Here is a 19,593-nt window from a genome sequence, read left to right on the forward strand (position 1 = left end):
AAAAAACCCGCAGCGATGCGGGTTTTTTATTGCCTGAAAATTGACTACTGATTCTTGGGCGTATCAAACCCCCGCTGCTCAATCACCCGAAACACATCGCTTACATCCTGAACCATGATCCGGGCGATGTTGGTGACGGTGTTGATGTCGTTCTCGGCATAGTCCGGCAGGCTGGTGCAGGCCATGAGGTTGAGGTATTTGAGAACGGCGTGAGGCGTTTGCTGACACAATTGTGGAGTTCGCGTAGCGGGGCGTCGCTGTCGATGAGCAGGACGGGGTAGTCGGTGGCGAATTGGGACATGGGGGTGAAGCGGCGGGGCGGATTGTTCATTTTCATAAGTAAATCTTCCTCGAATCTAAAGAAGAGCTACTCGTACCGTAAGGGCTGCGAAACCCTGTTGCCAACGATGTCAGCGACAGGCCAACTTTAGGCTGCGATTCGGGTAGCCGCAACCGGGCTGTAGGACGCCTTTCCGGTTATGTGGCGAGGGAACTTGTCGGAACGCCGCATCGTCCCGTTCGGCGGCGCAGCCGTCGTAAAACCGGGCACTGCGGTGTGTCTGAGGAAATTGCGTAGCAGGGTTTGGGGCTGCTTCGCAGCCCAGCGGGAGCAAGCTCCCTCGCCACGGTCGGAGTGGTCCTACGAGTTTTGCGGACGCTGGGATTTGTAGCAGCTGTCGAGCTTGCGAGGCTGCGTTCGGCTGCGGAGCAGTCGTAAATCAGACAACGCATTTATTCGGTTAGACCGGGTTCTGCGGGCTTGCGAGGACTTCGTCCTCGGACGCAGCCTCGCAGGCTCGGCAGCTGCTACAGAGATCGAGTTGTTCTTGGGAGCGTTCCGGGGTGTGAGGGGTTACTTGTCGTGATCAATATCCAGCTTGCTGAACGTCACTTTCCCGCCTTCGCTGGTGTACCCGGTGTTGTCCTGAACATAAGCCCCGGCCTTGAAGTACAGGGGTTTGACGCTCCAGGTCTTGCTGATTTCGGTGTCCCACTGGTAGCCCGCCGCACTGATGCCCAGCGCGCCGCCCGGGCTCAGGTGGATGAGGTAGGAAAACTCCCGATCCAGTTTCACCCCGGTAGCAATGGTGATTATCCGTGCGGCATCGTCATCAGGGTGCATACGAACCTTGGCGACGAGGTTGCCCGACTGTGTGCTGGTCGAGTACTGATACTCGAGCTTCACCATCGGTTTCTGGCTTTCATAGGCGTGGATCTGGCCAATGACGATCTTGCCCGAGGTCGGTACCTGGTTCACCGCCAGGGTGGCACGCAGGGTATTGTCGGCGTCCGGGTAGAGCCAGTTTTTCAGGGTGCCATTGCTGTAGGTTTCGCGAAGTTCGGTGCGGGGATACTTTGCGTTTTCAGTTGTAGAACCGGTGACCGGGGTCCAGAAAAACAAGGTGCCGGTGTCGGAGTGGAAGTATTGGTCCTTGAAGCCATCCACCAGTTTTGACGTTTCAACGGTGTACGGCGGATTGCCGACGGGAACGCTGAGGTTCCAGGTTGCGAGATCGATCATAGACAAAAGCTTCCACGGATTTTTTGCTGCACGCACGTTCCAGAAGCTCTGGCGCGCGCCTTGGGGGCAATCCTTATAATCGCAGAAGTTCAATTTGTTAATGCGTAAATGACAAACGGGTGACGTCAAAATCCTGTTAAAAGGCCATCTTTCCCGGTTTCAGGGGCCTGTGGCGCCGACCGTTAGTCGGCAAATGGACGCTTTAGTTAAATGATGGCGTATTGATAGCTTCTGCTTTTGCGGAACCCGGTCTAGAGTGAAGGCTTAGTATTTGTCCGGTTTTCACGAGAACCCGGCCTGACGTCCCGCATAAGAGAAGCAGCATGGAATGCGCGCAACCCACGCCAGCTGAAGACAGTTCAATTCTTTTAATCGTCGATGATTACCCTGAAAACCTGATCAGCATGCGCGCGTTGTTGCAGCGCCAGGACTGGCAGGTCATCACCGCCGCCTCGGGCTTCGAGGCGCTCAGTCTGTTACTCGAACACGATGTCGACCTGGTGCTGCTGGATGTGCAGATGCCGGGCATGGACGGTTTTGAAGTGGCACGCCTGATGCGCGGCAGCCAACGAACCTGCCTCACGCCGATCATTTTCCTTACCGCCAACGAACAGTCCCAGGACGCCGTGATCAAGGGCTATGCCAGTGGTGCGGTGGATTACCTGTTCAAACCGTTCGACCCACAAATTCTCAAGCCCAAAGTCCAGGCGCTGCTCGAGCATCAGCGCAATCGCCGTGCGTTGCAGCGCCTGAGCCACGATCTGGAGGTCGCGCGCGCGTTTAATGCCTCGGTACTCGACAATGCCGCCGAAGGCATCCTGGTGGTCGGTGAGGACGGTCTGATCCGCTTTGCCAATCCGGCGATGTCGCGGCTGCTCAATGCCACGTTGCAAGACCTGCAAGGCAAAGCATTCCTGGATTTCCTGCAAAAGCCGCACATTCCTATCTGGGCCGACTCCGAGCTGCTCGCCGGTTACAAACGCGGCGAAATCCTGCGCCTGCATGATGCATTGCTGCGTACGGCGCCCGGCCAGCAGGTGCCCGTGGCGCTGTCCTGCGCGCCGTTGCCCAGCGAGCAACATGCGATGGTGGTGACGGTGCTGGACATGTCGGTGGTGCGCCATCTGCATCAGCAACTGGAGTTCCAGGCGGTCACTGACCCATTGACCGGGCTGCTCAATCGTCGTGGCTTTTACCAGACGGCGGAAAACCTGCTGTTGCGTGGCGACCGCTCCGATAGTGCCTGGGTGCTGCTGTATCTGGACCTCGACGGCTTCAAACGGGTCAACGACTCCCTCGGTCACGATGCCGGCGACCGGGTGCTGCGGTGGGTGTCCGAGCAGTTGAAGGCCTGTCTGCGGCCCTTCGACATTCTGGCGCGCATGGGCGGTGATGAGTTCACCGCGTTGCTGGATCTGGAGTTCCCCGAGCAAGCAGCAAAAATCGCCGAGAAGCTGATTGAGCGGGTGTCGATCTGTCAGCAGATCGATGGTCTGGATATCGCCTTGGGCGCCAGCATCGGCATTGCGACGTACCCGGATTGCGGTTCCAATCTCGACGGTTTGTTGCGCGCATCTGACATCGCCATGTACGAAGCCAAGCGCGCCGGCCGTCAGCAATATCGTTTCTACGATCACGAAATGAACGGCCGGGCACGCTCGCGGTTGATGCTCGAAGAAAGTGTGCGCGCGGCGATCGAGAACCGTGATTTCAATTTGGTGTATCAACCGCAGGTGGCCATTGCCAGCGGGCAGACTCGCGGGTTCGAAGCGCTGATCCGCTGGCAGCACCCGAGCGTCGGCGATGTACCACCGGGGCTGTTTTTGCCATTGCTGGAAGAGGCGCGGTTGATCAGTCACCTGGGCAGCTGGATCTATCAACAAGGGGCGAGCCAGCGAAAAGCCTGGGAAACCGTGTTTGCCGACGACCTGGTGCTGGGCGTCAGTTTGAGCAGCACGCAGTTCGGCATGCCCAATCTGGTCACCGAGTTGCGCCAGGTACTGGAGCGCCATGGTTTGCAGGCGCGCCATCTGGAAGTCGAGGTCACAGAAGAGGCCTTGATGCAAAACCCCGAGGAAACCCGTAAACAGCTGCGCCTGCTGCGTAACCTGGGTGTGCGCGTGGCCCTGGATGACTTTGGTTCCGGGCCGTGTTCGCTGTCTCATCTGCGCGATCTGGAGTTGGACACGCTCAAGTTCGACCGGCATTTGATTGCCCGGCTACTGGAGTCCTCACGCGATGCGGCGCTGGTGCGCAATGTGATCGAGTTGTGCAAGGAGTACGGGATGCTGGTGATTGCCGAAGGGGTGGAAACCGTTGCGCAATATCAGTGGCTGCAAGCCAATGGTTGCGAGTACGTGCAAGGGTTTCTGGTCGCACGGCCGATGATGGCCGAGGACGTCGGTGACTTTGTGCGGCCGTTCGACTGGAACACGCTGACCGCCTGAATTCGCTACACTGGCGACCTTTTCGTGAATCGTGTCGTGCCGCCCCAATGACCGCGTTGAAATACCTCCAGGCCTATCCTGCAGCACTGCAGGACCAAGTGCGCCAGCTGATCGCCGACGGTCGGCTGGGCGACTACCTGAGCCAGCGTTACCCGGAAAAACACCGGGTGCAGAGCGACAAGGCGTTGTACACCTATACGCTGGACCTCAAGCAGGAATACCTGCGAAATGCCCCGGCCATCGATAAGGTGTTGTTCGACAACCGCCTGGACCTGACCCACCGCGCCCTCGGATTGCACACCGCGATATCCCGGGTGCAGGGCGGCAAGCTCAAGGCCAAGAAAGAAATTCGTGTAGCTTCATTGTTCAAGGACGCACCTGCCGAGTTTCTGAAAATGATCGTGGTGCATGAACTGGCGCACTTTAAAGAGTCGGATCACAACAAGGCGTTTTACAAGCTTTGCGAACACATGTTGCCGGGGTATCACCAGGTGGAGTTCGATGTGCGGGTGTACCTGACGTGGCGGGATATGCAATAGAGATCAAAATATCGCAGCCGGGAGTGTTTAGATGGATGTAAGCAAGACCAAGAGCAGCTTCTATCGTCGGTTGTACGTGGCGTACCTGATTGATAGCGGGCTGGCCAGTAGCGTCCCGGCGCTGACCGAAGTGACCGGCATGCCCCGCCGCACGGCGCAAGACACCATCGCAGCGTTGGCGGATCTGGATATTGTTTGCGAGTTCCAGCAGGAAGAAGGAGCGCGCAATCATGCCGGGCGCTATCGGATTCGTGAGTGGGGGGCGATTGATCGGGGGTGGATCGAGCGCAATCTTCGGCAGATCAAAGCGGTGCTTGAGTATCCCTGAACTGACGCGGTGACTGAGCTGACGTCATCGCGAGCAGGCTCGCTCCCACATTGACCGCGTTCCCCTGTGGGAGCGAGCTTGCTCGCGATAGGGCCCTCAGGGACGGCGCATCCCGATATGCGGAATGTCATCCTCGAGAAATTCCTCGCCCGCGACCACAAACCCGTATTTAGCGTAATACCCCTGTAAATGCGCCTGGGCCGAGAGATAGATCGGTACTTCAGGCCAGCGCTTTTCAGCCTGCTTCAACGCCTGCGCCATCAACTCATGCCCAAGCCCTGTACCGCGCGCTTGTGGGGCAATGATCACCCGCCCGATGACCACGTCGCCACCCTGCAACTCCGGGTCGAGCAACCGCAGGTACGCCACCAGTCGATCCCCGTCCCAAGCCATTAAATGGCAGGTGTCACCTTCCAGATCCTGGCCATCGATGTCCTGATAGACGCATTTCTGCTCAACGACAAACACCTCTGCACGAAGCTGCAGAATGGCGTACAGCTGCTCTTTGCCCAGATCGCTGTGGTGTTTGCAGACCCAATCGATTGTCATCTTCACACTCCTTGAACATCGTTGCTCCGATACTAAGCGCCCAGGCGAAAGATGTCTTTATGGCAGAGAAATCTGTGACAAAGGCCAAAATGCCATCATTCATTTCGCGCGGCCTTGTCTTGTTTGTGTAATCTGAGATGAAGCGCTGTGCAGTGGCTTCGATGAGCTAATGTTGGCACCTGTGTTTGGCAGTACGGGGGCCTTGGAGTTTTGGCTGAAAACACGTCGGGCGTCCCGCCCGCTAAGGATTTTCTAGCATGCCGCGATTACATCGAGCCTTTGCTTTGATCGGATTGCTGTTGCTGACTCAAAGTGCGGCAGCGGAAAAGCTGCGTTTGGTAGCCGATGCCTGGCCGCCCTTTACCGACTCCACGCTGGTCAACGGTGGGTTGGCCACGGACATCGTCAGCACAGCACTGGCCCGGGCCGGTTATGCCAGTGACTTTGAACAAGTGCCTTGGGCGCGGGCCTTGCTGGGGGTTGGCGAGGGTCGATACGACGTGTTGGTCAACGCCTGGTACACCGACGAGCGCACGAAGCTTGGCCAGTTTTCCGGCGAATACCTGCTCAACCGTGTGCGCTTTCTCAAGCGCAAAGACACGCCGATCGAATACAACAACCTGCAACAACTGCATACCTACCCGATAGCGGTGGTGCGCGGTTACGCCTATTCGCCAGAGTTCGATGACGATGTATCGCTGCAGAAAGTCCCGGTGCACAGCTTCTCCATGGCGGTGCGCATGGTCGCCGCCGACCGGGTCAAATTGACCCTGGAAGACGAATACGTCGCGCGTTACTACCTGGCCCGGGAATCAACCAAGGTGCGCAATGCTGTGGAGTTTTTGCCCAAGCCATTGAGCGAGAACAGCCTGCACATCCTGGTCAGCCTGAAGAACCCCAGGCATGAACAGATCGTCGCCGGTTTCGACCGCGAGATCGCGGCAATGAAAGTGGATGGCAGTTATCAGCGGTTGATGGAACAGCACGGATTGTAGGTGTGGCTGATGGCCTCATCGCGAGCAAGCTCAGCCACCGCAGATCTCAATCCTCACTCGTTTCCTTGATGAGGTGCGCTGCCAACGTCCGCAATGGCCCAAGCTGACGGCACATCAATGCCAATTGCGTCTGCACCAGCCGTTGGCCTTCATCAAGTTCGTCCGGCATCTGTTCAAGCGTATTGGCCAGTGCCTCTTCCTCATCGCTCTGAATCGCAATCGGCAGTTTGCTCGCCAACCCTTGGGCAATTTCATCGATGCTGGCGGCCAGTCTCACGCCGGCACCGTCGATCAAATGCTCGCGCACGTCGGGCGGTAGCTGGGTTTCCCGGTGTGCGCCCAGTCCGGACAAATAACTGAGCAAGGTGTGCGACAGCACCAGGAAGCGGAACCCGACATCTGCTTCCTTACGGAAATGCCCCGGTTCCATCAGCATGTTGGCGAGCGTCGTCGACAGTGCCGCGTCAGCGTTGTGCGCATTGCGTCGGGCCAGACGATACGCCAGGTCGTCGCTTTTGCCGGCTGCGTATTGCTGCATGATCTGGCGTAGGTAAATGCTGTTGCAGGTCAGGGTGTTGGCCAGCACTTTGTTCAGGCGTCGGCCCTGCCAGTCCGGCAGGAACAGGAACACCGCCAGCCCGGCGATCAGGCTGCCGAGCAAGGTATCGAACAACCGCGGCAGGAACAGCCCGTAACCATCCCCGACCTGGTTGAAGCAGAACAGCACCATCAAGGTGATCGCGGCCGTCGCCAAGGTGTAGCGGGTGGTGCGGTTGATAAAGAACACCACCCCGGCGGCGATCGCAAAGCATGACTGGACCAAGGGATTCGGAAACAGATCGAACAGCGCCCAGGCCACGGTCAGGCCGATGGCGGTGCCGATGATTCGTTGGCCGAGTTTGCGGCGGGTTGCGCCGTAGTTTGGTTGGCAGACAAACAGCGTGGTGAGGATGATCCAGTAACCCTGAGACGGGTGGATCAAATGCACCATCCCGTAGCCGATGCTCAAGGCCAGGGGCAAACGCAGTGCGTGACGGAACAGCAATGACGTCGGTGTCAGCTGCGTGCGCAGGCGTATCCAGACATCCTTCAGGTTACGTGGCGAACGGTCGAGCAGGCTGCTGTCGGTGGCATCGGCCAAGGCGTCGGGGTTGCTGGCATCGCTGAGCAAACGATCGAGCGTGCCGAGGTTGGCCGCCAGTGCCCGCAACGATCGCAACAGCCCGCGCCAGGCCGGGTTGCTCTGAATGCGCAAATGTTCGAGAGAGGCGTGCAGGTCGCTCAGGGCTTCGGCGAAGCTGGCGTCATAGATGAACGGCTGGCGCATCTGGATCGACTCGGCCAGCGCCCGGCAGGCCTTGCCTTGTTGGCGCAGCAAGCGCTGGCAGCGGAACATCACGTCGCTGTGAAAGAAAGCATCGGCCAGGGCGTTGTAAGGGTAGTGCGAGGAGCTGGCGCGCTCGTGGATGTCCTGAGCGAGGAAGTACAGCTTCAGGTAACGGCTGAGTTTCGAGCCCGGTCGACCGTTGCCGACGCGGTGCAGGATGATTTCCTTGGCGGCGTTCAGTGCGGCCACGACACGGCCGTTTTGCTGCGCCAGTTCCAGTCGGCGCGCTTCCACGTCCATCTGCCGGATCGGCTCGAACAGCGACGATTTCAGCTTCAGGTAGTAACCCAACTCGCGGAACAACCGCGCCAGGCTTTGCTGCACCGGCTGATTGGAAAACATCGCCTGCCACAGCACCGAGAGCAAACCGTACCAGGCCGCACCGGCCACCAGCAGCACCGGTTCGTGCCAGAAATCGGTGACTGCACCGCCGCGCTGGTCCACGCCGATCATGGTGTAGACCGACAGAATCAACGTCGCCGAGGCAATCGCGCCATAGCGTTCACCCAAGGCGCCGAGCATGGTCAGGCCGAAACTGGCCATAGCCAGGGCGATGATAAAAATAACGGGGTAGGGGAAGAGCAATTCGACGGAGAGGGCGGCGACGCTGAAGCACACCAACGTCACGGCCAGTGCGTTAAGGCGGCCTTGCCAACTGTCGTCGGTCTCGGCCAGGGCGCTGGCGATGATCCCGAGGAACAGCGGGATCAGCAGCCCCATTTCATCCTTGTACCAACACAGCGCCATGCTGCCGGTCAGGGCGATGAACACCCGCACGCTGTAGCTGAATTTATCCAGCGCCCAGAGGCGACGCAGAGACTGACTAAAGGGGGTCGATGACATGAAGTGCGAAGGCCTTCCGAGGCAATGACGCTAAATTGAGCCAGTAATGACGCCGACGCAATGGCGCCGATCACATCTGACAGCAAAATCTGTTCCTTCCCTGGCAAACATTACCTTGAAATGAAATCCCCTGTAGGAGCTGTCGAGTGAAACGAGGCTGCGATTTTTTGATCTTGTTTTTAAAAAGCAAAGTCAAAAGATCGCAGCCTCGTTTCACTCGACAGCTCCTACACAGCTCCTACATGCGGGGAGCGGTGCGGGTCAGACGAATTGCGCGGCAGCGTAGCCGGAGGCCCAGGCCCACTGGAAGTTGAAACCGCCCAGATGCCCGGTCACGTCGAGTACTTCGCCGATGAAGTACAGGCCGGGGCTTTTCAGTGATTCCATGGTCTTGGACGACACCTCGTTGGTATCGACGCCGCCCAATGTCACTTCAGCGGTGCGATAACCTTCAGTGCCGGCCGGAACCACTTTCCAGCTCGCCAGTTTTTCGGCGATGTCGGCAATTTCCGCGTGGGTGTACTGCTTCATCGGTTTGGAGACGAACCAGTTGTCTGCCAGCAGGTTGGCCATCTTCTTGGTGAAGATTTCCCCGAGCAGGGTTTTCAGCTCGCTGTTCGGACGTTCGGCTTGCTGCTGTTGCAGCCAGCTCGGTACGTCATAGTCCGGCATCAGATTGATCTCAACCGTATCGCCGGATTCCCAGAACGAAGAAATCTGCAAAATCGCCGGACCACTGAGGCCGCGGTGGGTGAACAGGATGTTCTCGCGGAAACTCTGGTCATTGCAGCTCACCAGGCAATCCACCGACGTACCGGACAGCTCGGTGCAAAGCTCCTTGAGCTGATCGGTGATGGTGAACGGCACCAGCCCGGCGCGGGTCGGCAGCAAGTCGTGGCCGAACTGCTTGGCCACCTGATAACCGAAACCGGTCGCACCCAGCGTCGGGATCGACAAGCCGCCAGTGGCGATGACCAGGGAGTCGCAGGTGATCTGATCGAGGGTGGTTTGCAGCAGGTAGCCGCTTTCCATTTTCTCGATGTGCTGGATCGAGGTGTCCAGGTGCAGGCTGACGCCGACCTGATCGCACTCGTTGAGCAGCATTTCAAGGATGTCGCTGGATTTGTTATCGCAGAACAATTGGCCGAGTTTCTTCTCGTGGTATGGCACGCCGTGTTTGGCGACCAAGCCGATGAAATCCCACTGGGTGTAGCGGGCCAGGGCAGATTTGCAGAAGTGTTCGTTCTGCGAGAGGAAATTGCTCGGTTCGGTGTACATGTTGGTGAAATTGCAGCGGCCACCGCCCGACATCAGGATTTTCTTGCCGGCCTTGTTCGCATGGTCGAGCAACATCACCTTGCGCCCGCGCCCGGCGGCGGTCAGCGCACACATCAAACCTGCGGCGCCAGCGCCAATGATCACGACTTCGGTAGAGCGCAAAACGGTGTCCTCTCTGTTTCACCACAAAACTAATGTGGGAGCGGGCTTGCTCGCGAAAGCGGTGTGTCAGTCAACATTTAAGCCGACCGACAGATTGCATTCGCGAGCAAGCCCGCTCCCACAGGGGATCTTCGTTGGGTCGAAGAATCCTTACAAAATACGCACGCGCAGCGAACGGCCTTTGATCTTGCCGTCATTCAGGCGCTGCAAGGCTTGCTTGGCGATCCCGCGTTCCACAGCCACATAAGCCTGGAAGTCGAAAATCGCGATTTTGCCAACCTGAGCGCCCGGAATACCCGCATCGCCCGTCAGTGCGCCAAGAATGTCGCCCGGACGCACCTTGTCTTTACGGCCCGCGCCGATGACCAGCGTGCTCATCACCGGCAGCAGCGGTGCGCCGCCCTGGGAAGTGAGGTTGTCGATCTGATCCCAGCTCAACGGCGACTTCTGCAGTTGCTCGATGGCTTGGGCGCGGTGCGCTTCGGACGGTGCGACCAGGCTGATCGCAATACCTTTCTCACCAGCACGACCGGTACGGCCAACACGGTGGATGTGGATTTCCGAATCACGGGCCAGTTCGACGTTGATCACCATGTCCAGCGCATCGATGTCCAGACCGCGCGCGGCGACGTCGGTAGCAACCAGCACCGAGGTGCTGCGGTTGGCGAACATGGCCAGTACCTGGTCACGGTCACGCTGTTCCAGATCGCCATGCAAGCCGACGGCGGAAATGCCTTTGGAGGTCAGGTGATTGACGGTTTCCTGAACCTGCTGCTTGGTGAAGCAGAACGCCACGGTGGACGCTGGGCGGAAGTGGCCGAGGACTTTGGTCACGGCACTCATGCGCTCTTCCGGGGAGATTTCGTAGAAGCGCTGCTCGATCTGCGTGTCGTCGTGGAACGCCTCGGCCTTCACGATCTGAGGGTTGCGCATGAACTTCGCGGCCAACTGCTTGATGCCCGTCGGGTACGTGGCGGAGAACAGCAGGGTCTGGCGACGCTCCGGGCACTGGGCAATGATTTCTTCGATGGAATCGTAGAAACCCATGTCGAGCATGCGGTCGGCTTCGTCGAGGATCAGCGTGTTCAGGCCATGGAGCACCAGCGAACCTTTGCGCAAATGCTGCTGAAGGCGGCCCGGGGTGCCGACGATGATGTGCGCGCCATGCTCCAGAGAGCCGATCTGCGGGCCGAAGGACACGCCGCCACACAAGGTCAGGATCTTGATGTTGTCTTCGGCTCGGGCCAGACGACGGAGTTCCTTGGCGACCTGATCGGCCAGTTCGCGAGTCGGGCAAATGACCAGCGCCTGGCAACCGAAGAAGCGCGGATTGATCGGGTTCAGCAGGCCGATACCAAAGGCGGCGGTCTTGCCGCTGCCGGTCTTGGCCTGGGCGATCAGGTCCATCCCCTTGAGGATCACCGGCAAGCTTTGCGCCTGGATCGGCGTCATCTCGGCATAACCCAAAGAGTCGAGGTTAGCCAGCATGGCGGCGGACAGCGGCAAAGTATTAAAAGCGGTGGCGATGGTGGTCACGGGACTGGCCTGCAAAACAAAATGTCGCGCAGTGTACCAGCCCGGTGGCCATTCGCCCTAAGGCTCTATGTGCTCTTCCGGACGCTTGACGCGCCGTCCGTCTTCCTTTGAGAGCTGAGAAAAGATCGTTGCGGCCAGCATCGCCATGATTCCGACCGTTACAAAGGTCAGCTGGAACGCGCCCAAAACCGTGTCCACGCCGTCGTTGCCGATCTCCGCCGTGAAGCCGCCAAGCAAGGCGCCGGCACAGGCAACGCCAAGGCTCAGGGACAATTGCGCGACCACCGACAGCAAGCTGTTGCCGCTGCTGGCGCTGGCGTCGTCGAGGTCGATCAGGGTTACGGTGTTCATTGCGGTGAACTGCAAGGAGTTGATCGCCCCCAGAATCGATAGCATCACCAACAGCAACCAGTACGGCGTTTGCTCGCTGACCAGGCCCATGCTCGCCAGCATTAGCCCCAGCGCCAACGTATTGCCGGTCAGCACGATGCGATAGCCCAAACGTTCGATCAGCGGTCGCGCCACCGACTTGGCGACCATCGCTGCCGCCGCCAGCGGCAGCATGCTCATCCCGGCCTGGGACGGCGAGTAACCCAGCGCCACTTGCAGCAGCAACGGCACGAGAAACGGCAGGGCGCCGCTGCCCAGTCGGGCGAACAGGTTGCCGAGGATGCCCACGGCAAACGTCCGGGTCTTGAACAACGACGGTGCGAACAGTGGATTTTCGATGTGCCCGGCCCGCAACCAATACGCCGCCAGACAGGCCATGCCGGCGAACAGCAGCAACATCACCCGTAAGTGCGGCAGGTGCAGCTCGCCGAGGCCTTCCATGGCGATGGTGATCAGCACCATCGCCGCGCCGAACAGTAAAAAGCCCAGGCTATCGAAGCGGGTGCGTTCGGTGCCGCGCAGGTCGGGGATAAATCTCCACACCGCGTAACAACCGACGGCGCCCACCGGCAGGTTGATCAGGAAGATCCAGTGCCAGGTCAGGTATTCCACCATCCAGCCGCCCATGGTCGGGCCGATCAACGGGCCGAGCAATCCGGGAATGGTGATGAAACCCATGATTCGCACCAGATCCGAGCGAGGGTAGGCGCGCAACACCACGAGTCGCCCGACCGGCAACATCAGCGCACCGCCCAGGCCCTGAATCACCCGTGCGCCAATCAGCAGGCTCAGGGTGCTCGACAGTGCGCAGAGCAACGAGCCGAGGCTGAACAGCAGTATCGCGCCGAAGAAGATTTTCCTGGTACCGAAACGGTCGGCGATCCAGCCCGAGGCGGGGATCAGCAAGGCGACGGTGAGCATGTAGGCGATGATCACGCCCTGCATGCGCAACGGGTCTTCGGCCAAGTCTCGGGCCATGGCGGGCAGGGCGGTGTTGAGGATGGTCCCGTCGAGGGATTGCATGAAGAACGCGATGGCGACGACCCACGGCACCCAGCGGGCGGTGACAGCGTCGAGAGGCGGGCGGTTGGGCATGGGACCTCTTGTGGGTTGAAGTTATTGCAAGGTCATGGCTGGCAATCATCTCTGTGGCGAGGGAGCAAGCTCCCTCGCCACAGGGTTTTGTGTTTACAGAGTCAAGGTCAATCGGCTGACGAGTGCACCCGGCAACAACGCCGACGCTGTGGCCCGCTGGCTGTAGGTGCTGGCCGACAACATCAGCTCGCGTTCCTCGGTCAACGCTTCCAGCTGCGAACCCAGCAAACTGTAGGCACTGTCATCAAATCGCATCGTACTCACCGGCGCCTGAATCTCGCCGTTCTCGACCCAGAAGGTCGCAAACCGCGTCATGCCGGTCAGGCGTGCCGCCGGCTGATCGGAGTAGTTCAGGTACCACAGGTTGCTGATGTACAAGCCCGTGCCCAATTGCTTGAGAATCTCTGCGTCAGGTAACGTGCCGGCCGCCATGTTCACTGCGCTCGGCATTTCACCGCCGCTGGCACCGTTGGCGGTCAGGCCGTACTCGGCTGCACTGCGTGAACTGACCATCTGCGCGCCAGCCTTGCCGTTGACGATCAACCCCAGATCGCTGCGCGGATAACCTTCGCCGGAGAATGCCGGGCTCAACGAACCGCTGACCTTTTCATCGACCGACACCAACGGGCTGAACGCACTGTCGCCCGCGTAAAGCTTCTGCAGCGGGCTGTTTTTGCTGGCAATCGACTGCGCCGAGAAACCACCCCAGCCCAGCATGTCCATGATTTCTCCCAGGGCTGCCGGTGCCAGATAGGCGCGGTACTGACCGGGCGCCAGGGTGTGTTGCGGTCTGCCGAGGAACGCCAACTGCTCGCGCGCCTGAGCAAAGCGCTTGGCAAACCCTTCGCTGTTCCAGTCGTGCCCGGCGTAGCTGGCTTTCACCGCCTGGCCGTTGTCATGGAACAGGCTGAAATCGAAGTTGAAGCTGTTGGCCTGATGCCAGCCGAACGCGCCCGAAGAACTGGCGAAACCGCGACTGATCGGGCCTGCGGCGTAGAAACCCACCAGGTCCAGCCCTTCGGCCGCCTGGGTGATTTCAGCGACCACTTGCTCAGTGTCCGGTAGCGGATGCGCCTGAACGTTCTTGCTCTGCCAGCCGTTGTAGTTGAGCAGCAGGTACGGATCCTGCGGCAGCAGCGGCAAGGTTTCGCGCAACTGTTGCAGACCTTCGGCCAGACGCTGAACGTCGACTTCCGCATCACCGGAAAGGGTGATGTTCAGGTCGGCATGGCGACCGTCGTTGATCAGTTTGAAACCGACGCTCGCCTGCTGCACCTGACCGGCCTGACGAACCTTGGCGTGGTTGAAGCGCACGAAGGCCGAGGATTCCGCGGCGTAACTTAGAGTGAATTGCTCCGGTTCGCGAATCGCATCGCGCAGCCAATTGACCAAGGCCTTGAACGCATCGGCCTGACCTTTTGAAGTACTCATCAGGCATCTCCCCCAAACACATCCACATTGCTGAATACACAGGCCGGCGACGCATGGCCGACGCGGATCACCTGATTAGGTTCGCCCTTGCCGCAGTTCGGTGTACCCAGGACCTTGACGGAGTTGGCATCGCCGACGGCGCTGAGGCTTTTCCAGAACTGCGCAGAAATCGCCCGGTAGTTCGGGTTCTTGACCACGCCTTTGAGTTCGCCGTTTTCGATCAGTTGGCCCCATTCACAGCCGAACTGGAACTTGTTGCGCGCATCGTCGATGGACCACGAGCGGTTGGTGCTCATCAAAATCCCGTGCTCGATGTTGCCGATCATCTGCTCCAGCGGTTGATCGCCGGGCTCGATGTTCAGGTTGGCCATGCGATCGATCGGCGGACGGTTCCAGCTGCAGGCGCGGCTGTTGGCAACACCGTCCATGCCGGCACGGAATTGCGATAGCGCGCCGCCCAATGGGCGCAGCAGCAAGCCTTCTTTAATCAGGAATTGCTTGCTCGCGACAGTACCGTCGTCGTCATGGCCATAGCTGGCGAGCTGCTCGGGGATGTCCGGGTCGAAGGTCACGTTGAGCAGTTTGGAGCCGTATTGCAGGCTGCCGAAGTCTTCTGCCTTGACGAAACTGGTGCCGGCGTAATTGCGCTCATCACCGAGGATACGGTCCAGTTCCAGCGGGTGACCGATGGATTCGTGGATCTGCAGCATCATCTGGTCCGGCATCAACAAAAGGTCACGCGGGCCTTTCGGGGTGTTCGGCGCCAGCAGCAATTGCAGCGCCTGATCGGCGATTTTCGGACCGGCGCCGACCAGGCCGCAGCGGCTGATCACATCAAAACCGCCCTGTTGACCGAAGTTCTCGCGGCCCAGGGTTCGGGTCTGGCTGTCGTTGCCGTCGTAGGCAGTGACGTCCACGCTCGGGTAGACGAAACGCTGGGCCTGGCGCAGTTCGGCGCCGGCGCTGTTGAGATAGATCTGCTCGACGTTAGTGATGCCGATGCTCACCTGCCAGTTCACCAGTCGCTCATCCTTGGGCACGGACGCGGATTCGGCGCCGAGCAGTTGGTAGCAATCACTCAGGGACGGGAAGGGCTGGTCAAAGTTCGGCGAAAAGTAGTCGGCGCGGTCGCTGGAGACGGCTTGCTCGCGCAAGTCGAGCAGGGCGTGGGGCTTGAGTCGGCGGGCTTGCTGCTCGGCTCGCTCCAGCGCTGCTTGCAGCCCGGACTGCGACAGGTCGTTGGTCGCGGCATAGGCTTCGACGCCGTTGACCCGAACGGTCAGCATCGCGCCTTCGTCACGGCTCAGGCTCGGAGGTTCGGCGACATTCTTGCGCACCGACAGGTACTGACCGGACTCGCGCACATAACGCAGCGAAAAGAATTCAGCGCCCGTGCGCAAGGCAGCGAAGCGCTGCTTGAGCTGGGGATGGAAATCGAACATTCGGGAACCTCCTTGGTATGGAGTGGCGGTGTATCGATGTTGCGAGGGGGGTGAAACGTTTGCGTGGCGCTAGATTAGGCCTGCGCGGGGGGTAGGATCAAGCGCGGAGCGGTGTAGGAAAGGATTACCAGGTTGGGTCAGGCGGATGTGTATCGTTTGGTCGGGCCCCTTCGCGAGCAAGTCGAATCGTCGCACCGCCGCTCCCACATTTGATCTTTGGTGTTCACAGAATGTGTGTTCACTGAAGATCCCCTGTGGGAGCGGGCTTGCTCGCGAAGGCAGCACCGCGGTGTAGCTGTATTACTGAGCAGTCAGGCTCACATCACGCAACGGCTTGCCTTTCACCGGAGCATCACCGGCTACGAAGTAAGCAGCCTTGCTACGCGGCAATGGCTTGCGACCACGGATCTTGTCGGCGATTTTTTCGGCGATCATGATCGTTGGTGCGTTCAGGTTGCCGGTGGTGATGATCGGCATGATCGAGGCATCGACCACACGCAGGCTCTGCATGCCGTGCACACGACCTTCAGCGTCAACCACCGCCATTTCGTCGGTGCCCATCTTGCACGAGCAGGACGGGTGGAACGCGGTTTCGGCGTGTTCGCGGATGAACTTGTCCAACTGCTCATCAGTTTGCACGTCGATACCCGGGCTGATTTCGCGGCCACGGAAAGCGTCCAGTGCCGGCTGTTGCATGATTTCACGGGTCAGGCGGATGCCGTCGCGGAATTCCTGCCAGTCCTGCTCGGTGGCCATGTAGTTGAACAGGATGCTCGGGTACTCGCGCGGATCCTTGGACTTGGCCTGGATGCGACCACGGCTCGGCGAACGCATGGAACCCATGTGTGCCTGGAAACCGTGCTCTTTCACACCGTTGCTGCCGTTGTAGTTAATCGCGACCGGCAGGAAGTGGTACTGGATGTTCGGCCAATCGAATTCCGGACGGGTACGGATGAAACCGCCGGCTTCGAACTGGTTGCTGGCGCCGATGCCGGTGCCTTTGAACAGCCATTCGGCACCGATGGCCGGTTGGTTGTGCAGCAGCAGCGAGGGGTACAGCGAGACCGGTTGGGTGCAGGCGTATTGCAGGTACAACTCGAGGTGATCCTGCAGGTTTTCACCCACGCCCGGCAGGTCGTGGACCACCGGAATGTCGAGTTTTTTCAGCAGCTCGGCCGGGCCGACACCGGAGCGTTGCAGGATCTGCGGCGAAGCGATGGCGCCGGAGCACAGCAGCACTTCTTTGCGGGCACGGGCTTCAACGCGTTCTTCAGCGGCGCCGATCAGGTAACGCACGCCGACCGCACGCTTGCCTTCGAACAGGATCTTGTCAGTCAGGGCGTGGGTGACGATGGTCAGGGTCGAGCGCTTCTTGGCGATGTCCAGGTAACCGCGAGCGGTGCTGGCGCGACGGCCGTTCGGCGTCACGGTGCGGTCCATCGGGCCGAAACCTTCCTGCTGGTAACCGTTCAGGTCTTCGGTACGCGGGTAACCGGCTTGTACGCCTGCTTCAACCATCGCGTGGAACAGCGGGTTATTGCCGGCTTTCGGCGTGGTCACGCTGACCGGACCGTCGCCACCGTGATAGTCGTTCGGGCCGATGTCGCGGGTTTCAGCCTTGCGGAAATACGGCAGGCAGTTCAGGTAGTCCCAGTCTTCCAGACCTGGCAGTTTGGCCCAGTTGTCGTAGTCCATCGCGTTGCCGCGGATGTAGCACATGCCGTTGATCAGCGAAGAACCACCCAGGCCCTTGCCGCGACCGCATTCCATCCGGCGACCGTCCATGTGTGGCTCTGGATCGGTTTCGTAGGCCCAGTTGTAGCGACGACCTTGCAGCGGGAACGCCAAAGCAGCCGGCATTTGCGTGCGAAAATCCATACGGTAGTCCGGGCCGCCTGCTTCGAGCAGCAGGACGGTGACGCCTTCGTCTTCAGTCAGACGGGTCGCCAGGGTGTTACCGGCCGAGCCGGCACCGATGATGATGTAATCGAATTCTTGGGACATTGAATGCACCCTCTTTGAAGTTGGTCAGGTCACCTGTAGCAGCTGCCGAGGAACGAGGCTGCGTTGGGTCGCGCAGCGACCCTCTGAGGGCGGTCCTGCGGACACGCAACGCAGCCTCGTGCCTCGGCAGCTGCTACAGGGTTTTCAGCCGGGGCTTAGAAAACCGAGGCGTAATCGCCCAGTTCGACCTGTACCGATTTGATGCGTGTGAAGTTGTTCAGCGAGCTGATGCCGTTCTCACGACCCACGCCCGACTGCTTGTAGCCGCCGACCGGCATCTTGGCGTCGGACTCGCCCCAGGCGTTGATCCAGCAGATACCGGCTTCCAGTTGATGAATCACGCGGTGAGCGCGGTTCAGGTCTTTGGTGACGACACCAGCCGCCAAACCGAACTCGGTGTCGTTGGCGCGACGGATCACTTCTTCTTCGGTTTCGTAAGTCAGGATGCTCATCACCGGGCCGAAGATTTCTTCGCGAACGATGGTCATCTCGTCGGTGCAGTCGGTGAACACGGTCGGTGCCACGAACGCGCCTTTGGCGAATTCGCCGTCGGTCAGACGATCGCCGCCGCACAGCACGCGAGCGCCTTCTTCCTTACCTTTGGCGATGTAACCCAGCACGCTTTCCATGTGGGCGAAGCTGACCAAAGGACCGAAGTTGGTGTTCTCGTCTTCCGGGTTGCCAACGCGGATGCGCGCAACGCGTTCAACGATCTTGGCTTCGAAAGCGGCTTTCAGGTGGCTTGGCACGAACACGCGAGTGCCGTTGGTGCAGACCTGACCGGAGCTGTAGAAGTTGGCCATCATGGCGGTGTCGGCGGCGCGATCGAGGTCGGCGTCGTCGAAGATGATCAGCGGGGATTTGCCGCCCAGTTCCATGGTCACGTCTTTCAGCGACGAGGCGGAAGCGCTTGCCATGACCTTCTTGCCGGTGTCGGTGCCGCCGGTGAAGGAGATTTTTTCGATACGTGGGTGTTCGGTCAACCAGGTGCCGACTTCACGGCCGCTGCCGGTCAGCACGTTGAACACGCCTGCTGGCAGGCCTGCTTCGGTGTAGATCTCGGCCAGTTTCAGCGTGGTCAGGGAAGTGACTTCGCTTGGCTTGAAGATCATTGCGTTACCGGCCGCCAGGGCAGGTGCGGATTTCCACAGGGCGATCTGGATCGGGTAGTTCCACGCGCCGATACCGGCCACGACGCCCAGCGGCTCGCGACGGGTGTAGACGAAAGAAGTGGTGCGCAGTGGAATCTGCTCGCCTTCGATGGCCGGCACCAGACCTGCGTAGTACTCCAGCACGTCAGCGCCGGTGACGATGTCGACGTACTTGGTTTCGGAGAACGACTTGCCGGTGTCCAGGGTTTCCAGGGCAGCCAGTTCATCGTTGCGCTCGCGCAGGATGTCGACGGCACGACGCAGGATGCGCGAACGCTCCATGGCGGTCATCGCGGCCCAGATTTTCTGGCCCTTTTCGGCGCTGACTACAGCGCGCTCAACGTCTGACTGGGTCGCACGTTGTACGGTTGCGAGGACTTCACCGTTAGCCGGGTTGATGGCTTCGAAGGTGGCGTCGCTGCTGGCGTCACTGTAGCCGCCATCGATGTAGAGTTTTTGCAGTTCGAAACGGGCCATAAAGTCCTCGCAAGAGC

Annotated in this window: 14 protein-coding genes and 1 pseudogene; 4 read left to right on the forward strand and 11 right to left on the reverse strand. The window is 59.8% G+C overall.

The genetic code is table 11. The features are described from left to right. Window positions 1-44: 44 nt before the first annotated feature. A pseudogene (locus ACSQ87_RS02815) lies at window positions 45-337 on the reverse strand (fructose-bisphosphate aldolase). A 516-nt stretch (window positions 338-853) separates the two neighbouring features. Then, window positions 854-1,522, reverse strand: coding sequence for a polysaccharide lyase family 7 protein (locus ACSQ87_RS02820; RefSeq protein ID WP_436273319.1), 669 nt, complete (start codon window positions 1,520-1,522; stop codon window positions 854-856). A gap of 323 nt (window positions 1,523-1,845) precedes the next feature. Between ACSQ87_RS02820 and ACSQ87_RS02825 the strand changes: the two genes are divergently transcribed. The 3 genes from ACSQ87_RS02825 to ACSQ87_RS02835 are packed head-to-tail and all read left to right on the forward strand — an operon-like array spanning window position 1,846 to window position 4,836. Continuing rightward, the gene (locus ACSQ87_RS02825; protein ID WP_223431206.1) at window positions 1,846-3,969 is read left to right on the forward strand and encodes a putative bifunctional diguanylate cyclase/phosphodiesterase; all 2,124 of its coding nucleotides are present in this window, start codon (window positions 1,846-1,848) and stop codon (window positions 3,967-3,969) included. Between the two features lie 47 nt (window positions 3,970-4,016). Beyond that, complete coding sequence (locus tag ACSQ87_RS02830) at window positions 4,017-4,508, forward strand: M48 metallopeptidase family protein (RefSeq protein ID WP_008151965.1); 492 nt, start codon at window positions 4,017-4,019, stop codon at window positions 4,506-4,508. A gap of 31 nt (window positions 4,509-4,539) precedes the next feature. After that, on the forward strand, window positions 4,540-4,836 hold the full coding sequence (locus tag ACSQ87_RS02835) for a winged helix-turn-helix domain-containing protein (RefSeq protein WP_008151963.1): 297 nt from the start codon (window positions 4,540-4,542) through the stop codon (window positions 4,834-4,836). A gap of 96 nt (window positions 4,837-4,932) precedes the next feature. On the opposite strand, the gene ACSQ87_RS02840 is transcribed toward ACSQ87_RS02835, so the two are convergent. Continuing rightward, window positions 4,933-5,385 (reverse strand): GNAT family N-acetyltransferase, encoded by a 453-nt coding sequence (locus tag ACSQ87_RS02840; protein WP_150658419.1) that lies wholly within the window; start codon window positions 5,383-5,385, stop codon window positions 4,933-4,935. A 257-nt stretch (window positions 5,386-5,642) separates the two neighbouring features. On the opposite strand from ACSQ87_RS02840, the gene ACSQ87_RS02845 reads away from it, so the two are divergent. Next, window positions 5,643-6,380: a substrate-binding periplasmic protein gene (locus ACSQ87_RS02845; RefSeq protein WP_223431209.1), complete on the forward strand. Its 738-nt coding sequence runs from the start codon at window positions 5,643-5,645 to the stop codon at window positions 6,378-6,380. Window positions 6,381-6,426: 46 nt separating this feature from the next. Here the strand turns inward: ACSQ87_RS02845 and yccS are convergent, their stop codons facing one another. From yccS to betB, 8 genes are all read right to left on the reverse strand, one after another. Further along, window positions 6,427-8,610, reverse strand: a complete 2,184-nt coding sequence (gene yccS, locus ACSQ87_RS02850; protein WP_223431210.1) for a YccS family putative transporter — start codon at window positions 8,608-8,610, stop codon at window positions 6,427-6,429. Between the two features lie 261 nt (window positions 8,611-8,871). Then, window positions 8,872-10,050: an NAD(P)/FAD-dependent oxidoreductase gene (locus ACSQ87_RS02855; RefSeq protein ID WP_436273320.1), complete on the reverse strand. Its 1,179-nt coding sequence runs from the start codon at window positions 10,048-10,050 to the stop codon at window positions 8,872-8,874. A 150-nt stretch (window positions 10,051-10,200) separates the two neighbouring features. Further along, window positions 10,201-11,586: an ATP-dependent RNA helicase DbpA gene (gene dbpA, locus ACSQ87_RS02860; protein ID WP_436273321.1), complete on the reverse strand. Its 1,386-nt coding sequence runs from the start codon at window positions 11,584-11,586 to the stop codon at window positions 10,201-10,203. Window positions 11,587-11,643: 57 nt separating this feature from the next. Beyond that, window positions 11,644-13,071 (reverse strand): multidrug transporter subunit MdtD, encoded by a 1,428-nt coding sequence (gene mdtD, locus ACSQ87_RS02865; protein ID WP_436273322.1) that lies wholly within the window; start codon window positions 13,069-13,071, stop codon window positions 11,644-11,646. 93 nt (window positions 13,072-13,164) lie between these two features. Then, the gene (locus tag ACSQ87_RS02870; protein WP_436273323.1) at window positions 13,165-14,502 is read right to left on the reverse strand and encodes a TldD/PmbA family protein; all 1,338 of its coding nucleotides are present in this window, start codon (window positions 14,500-14,502) and stop codon (window positions 13,165-13,167) included. Then, window positions 14,502-15,944, reverse strand: a complete 1,443-nt coding sequence (locus ACSQ87_RS02875) for a TldD/PmbA family protein (protein ID WP_436273324.1) — start codon at window positions 15,942-15,944, stop codon at window positions 14,502-14,504. Before ACSQ87_RS02875 ends, ACSQ87_RS02870 begins: the two co-directional genes overlap by 1 nt. A 300-nt stretch (window positions 15,945-16,244) precedes the next feature. Continuing rightward, on the reverse strand, window positions 16,245-17,948 hold the full coding sequence (gene betA / locus ACSQ87_RS02880) for a choline dehydrogenase (RefSeq protein ID WP_223431216.1): 1,704 nt from the start codon (window positions 17,946-17,948) through the stop codon (window positions 16,245-16,247). A 155-nt stretch (window positions 17,949-18,103) separates the two neighbouring features. Then, window positions 18,104-19,576, reverse strand: coding sequence for a betaine-aldehyde dehydrogenase (gene betB, locus ACSQ87_RS02885; RefSeq protein WP_223431217.1), 1,473 nt, complete (start codon window positions 19,574-19,576; stop codon window positions 18,104-18,106). Window positions 19,577-19,593 lie beyond the last annotated feature (17 nt).

The organism is Pseudomonas sp. LjRoot277, assembly GCF_964253845.1.
In the GTDB taxonomy this organism is placed as follows: domain Bacteria; phylum Pseudomonadota; class Gammaproteobacteria; order Pseudomonadales; family Pseudomonadaceae; genus Aquipseudomonas.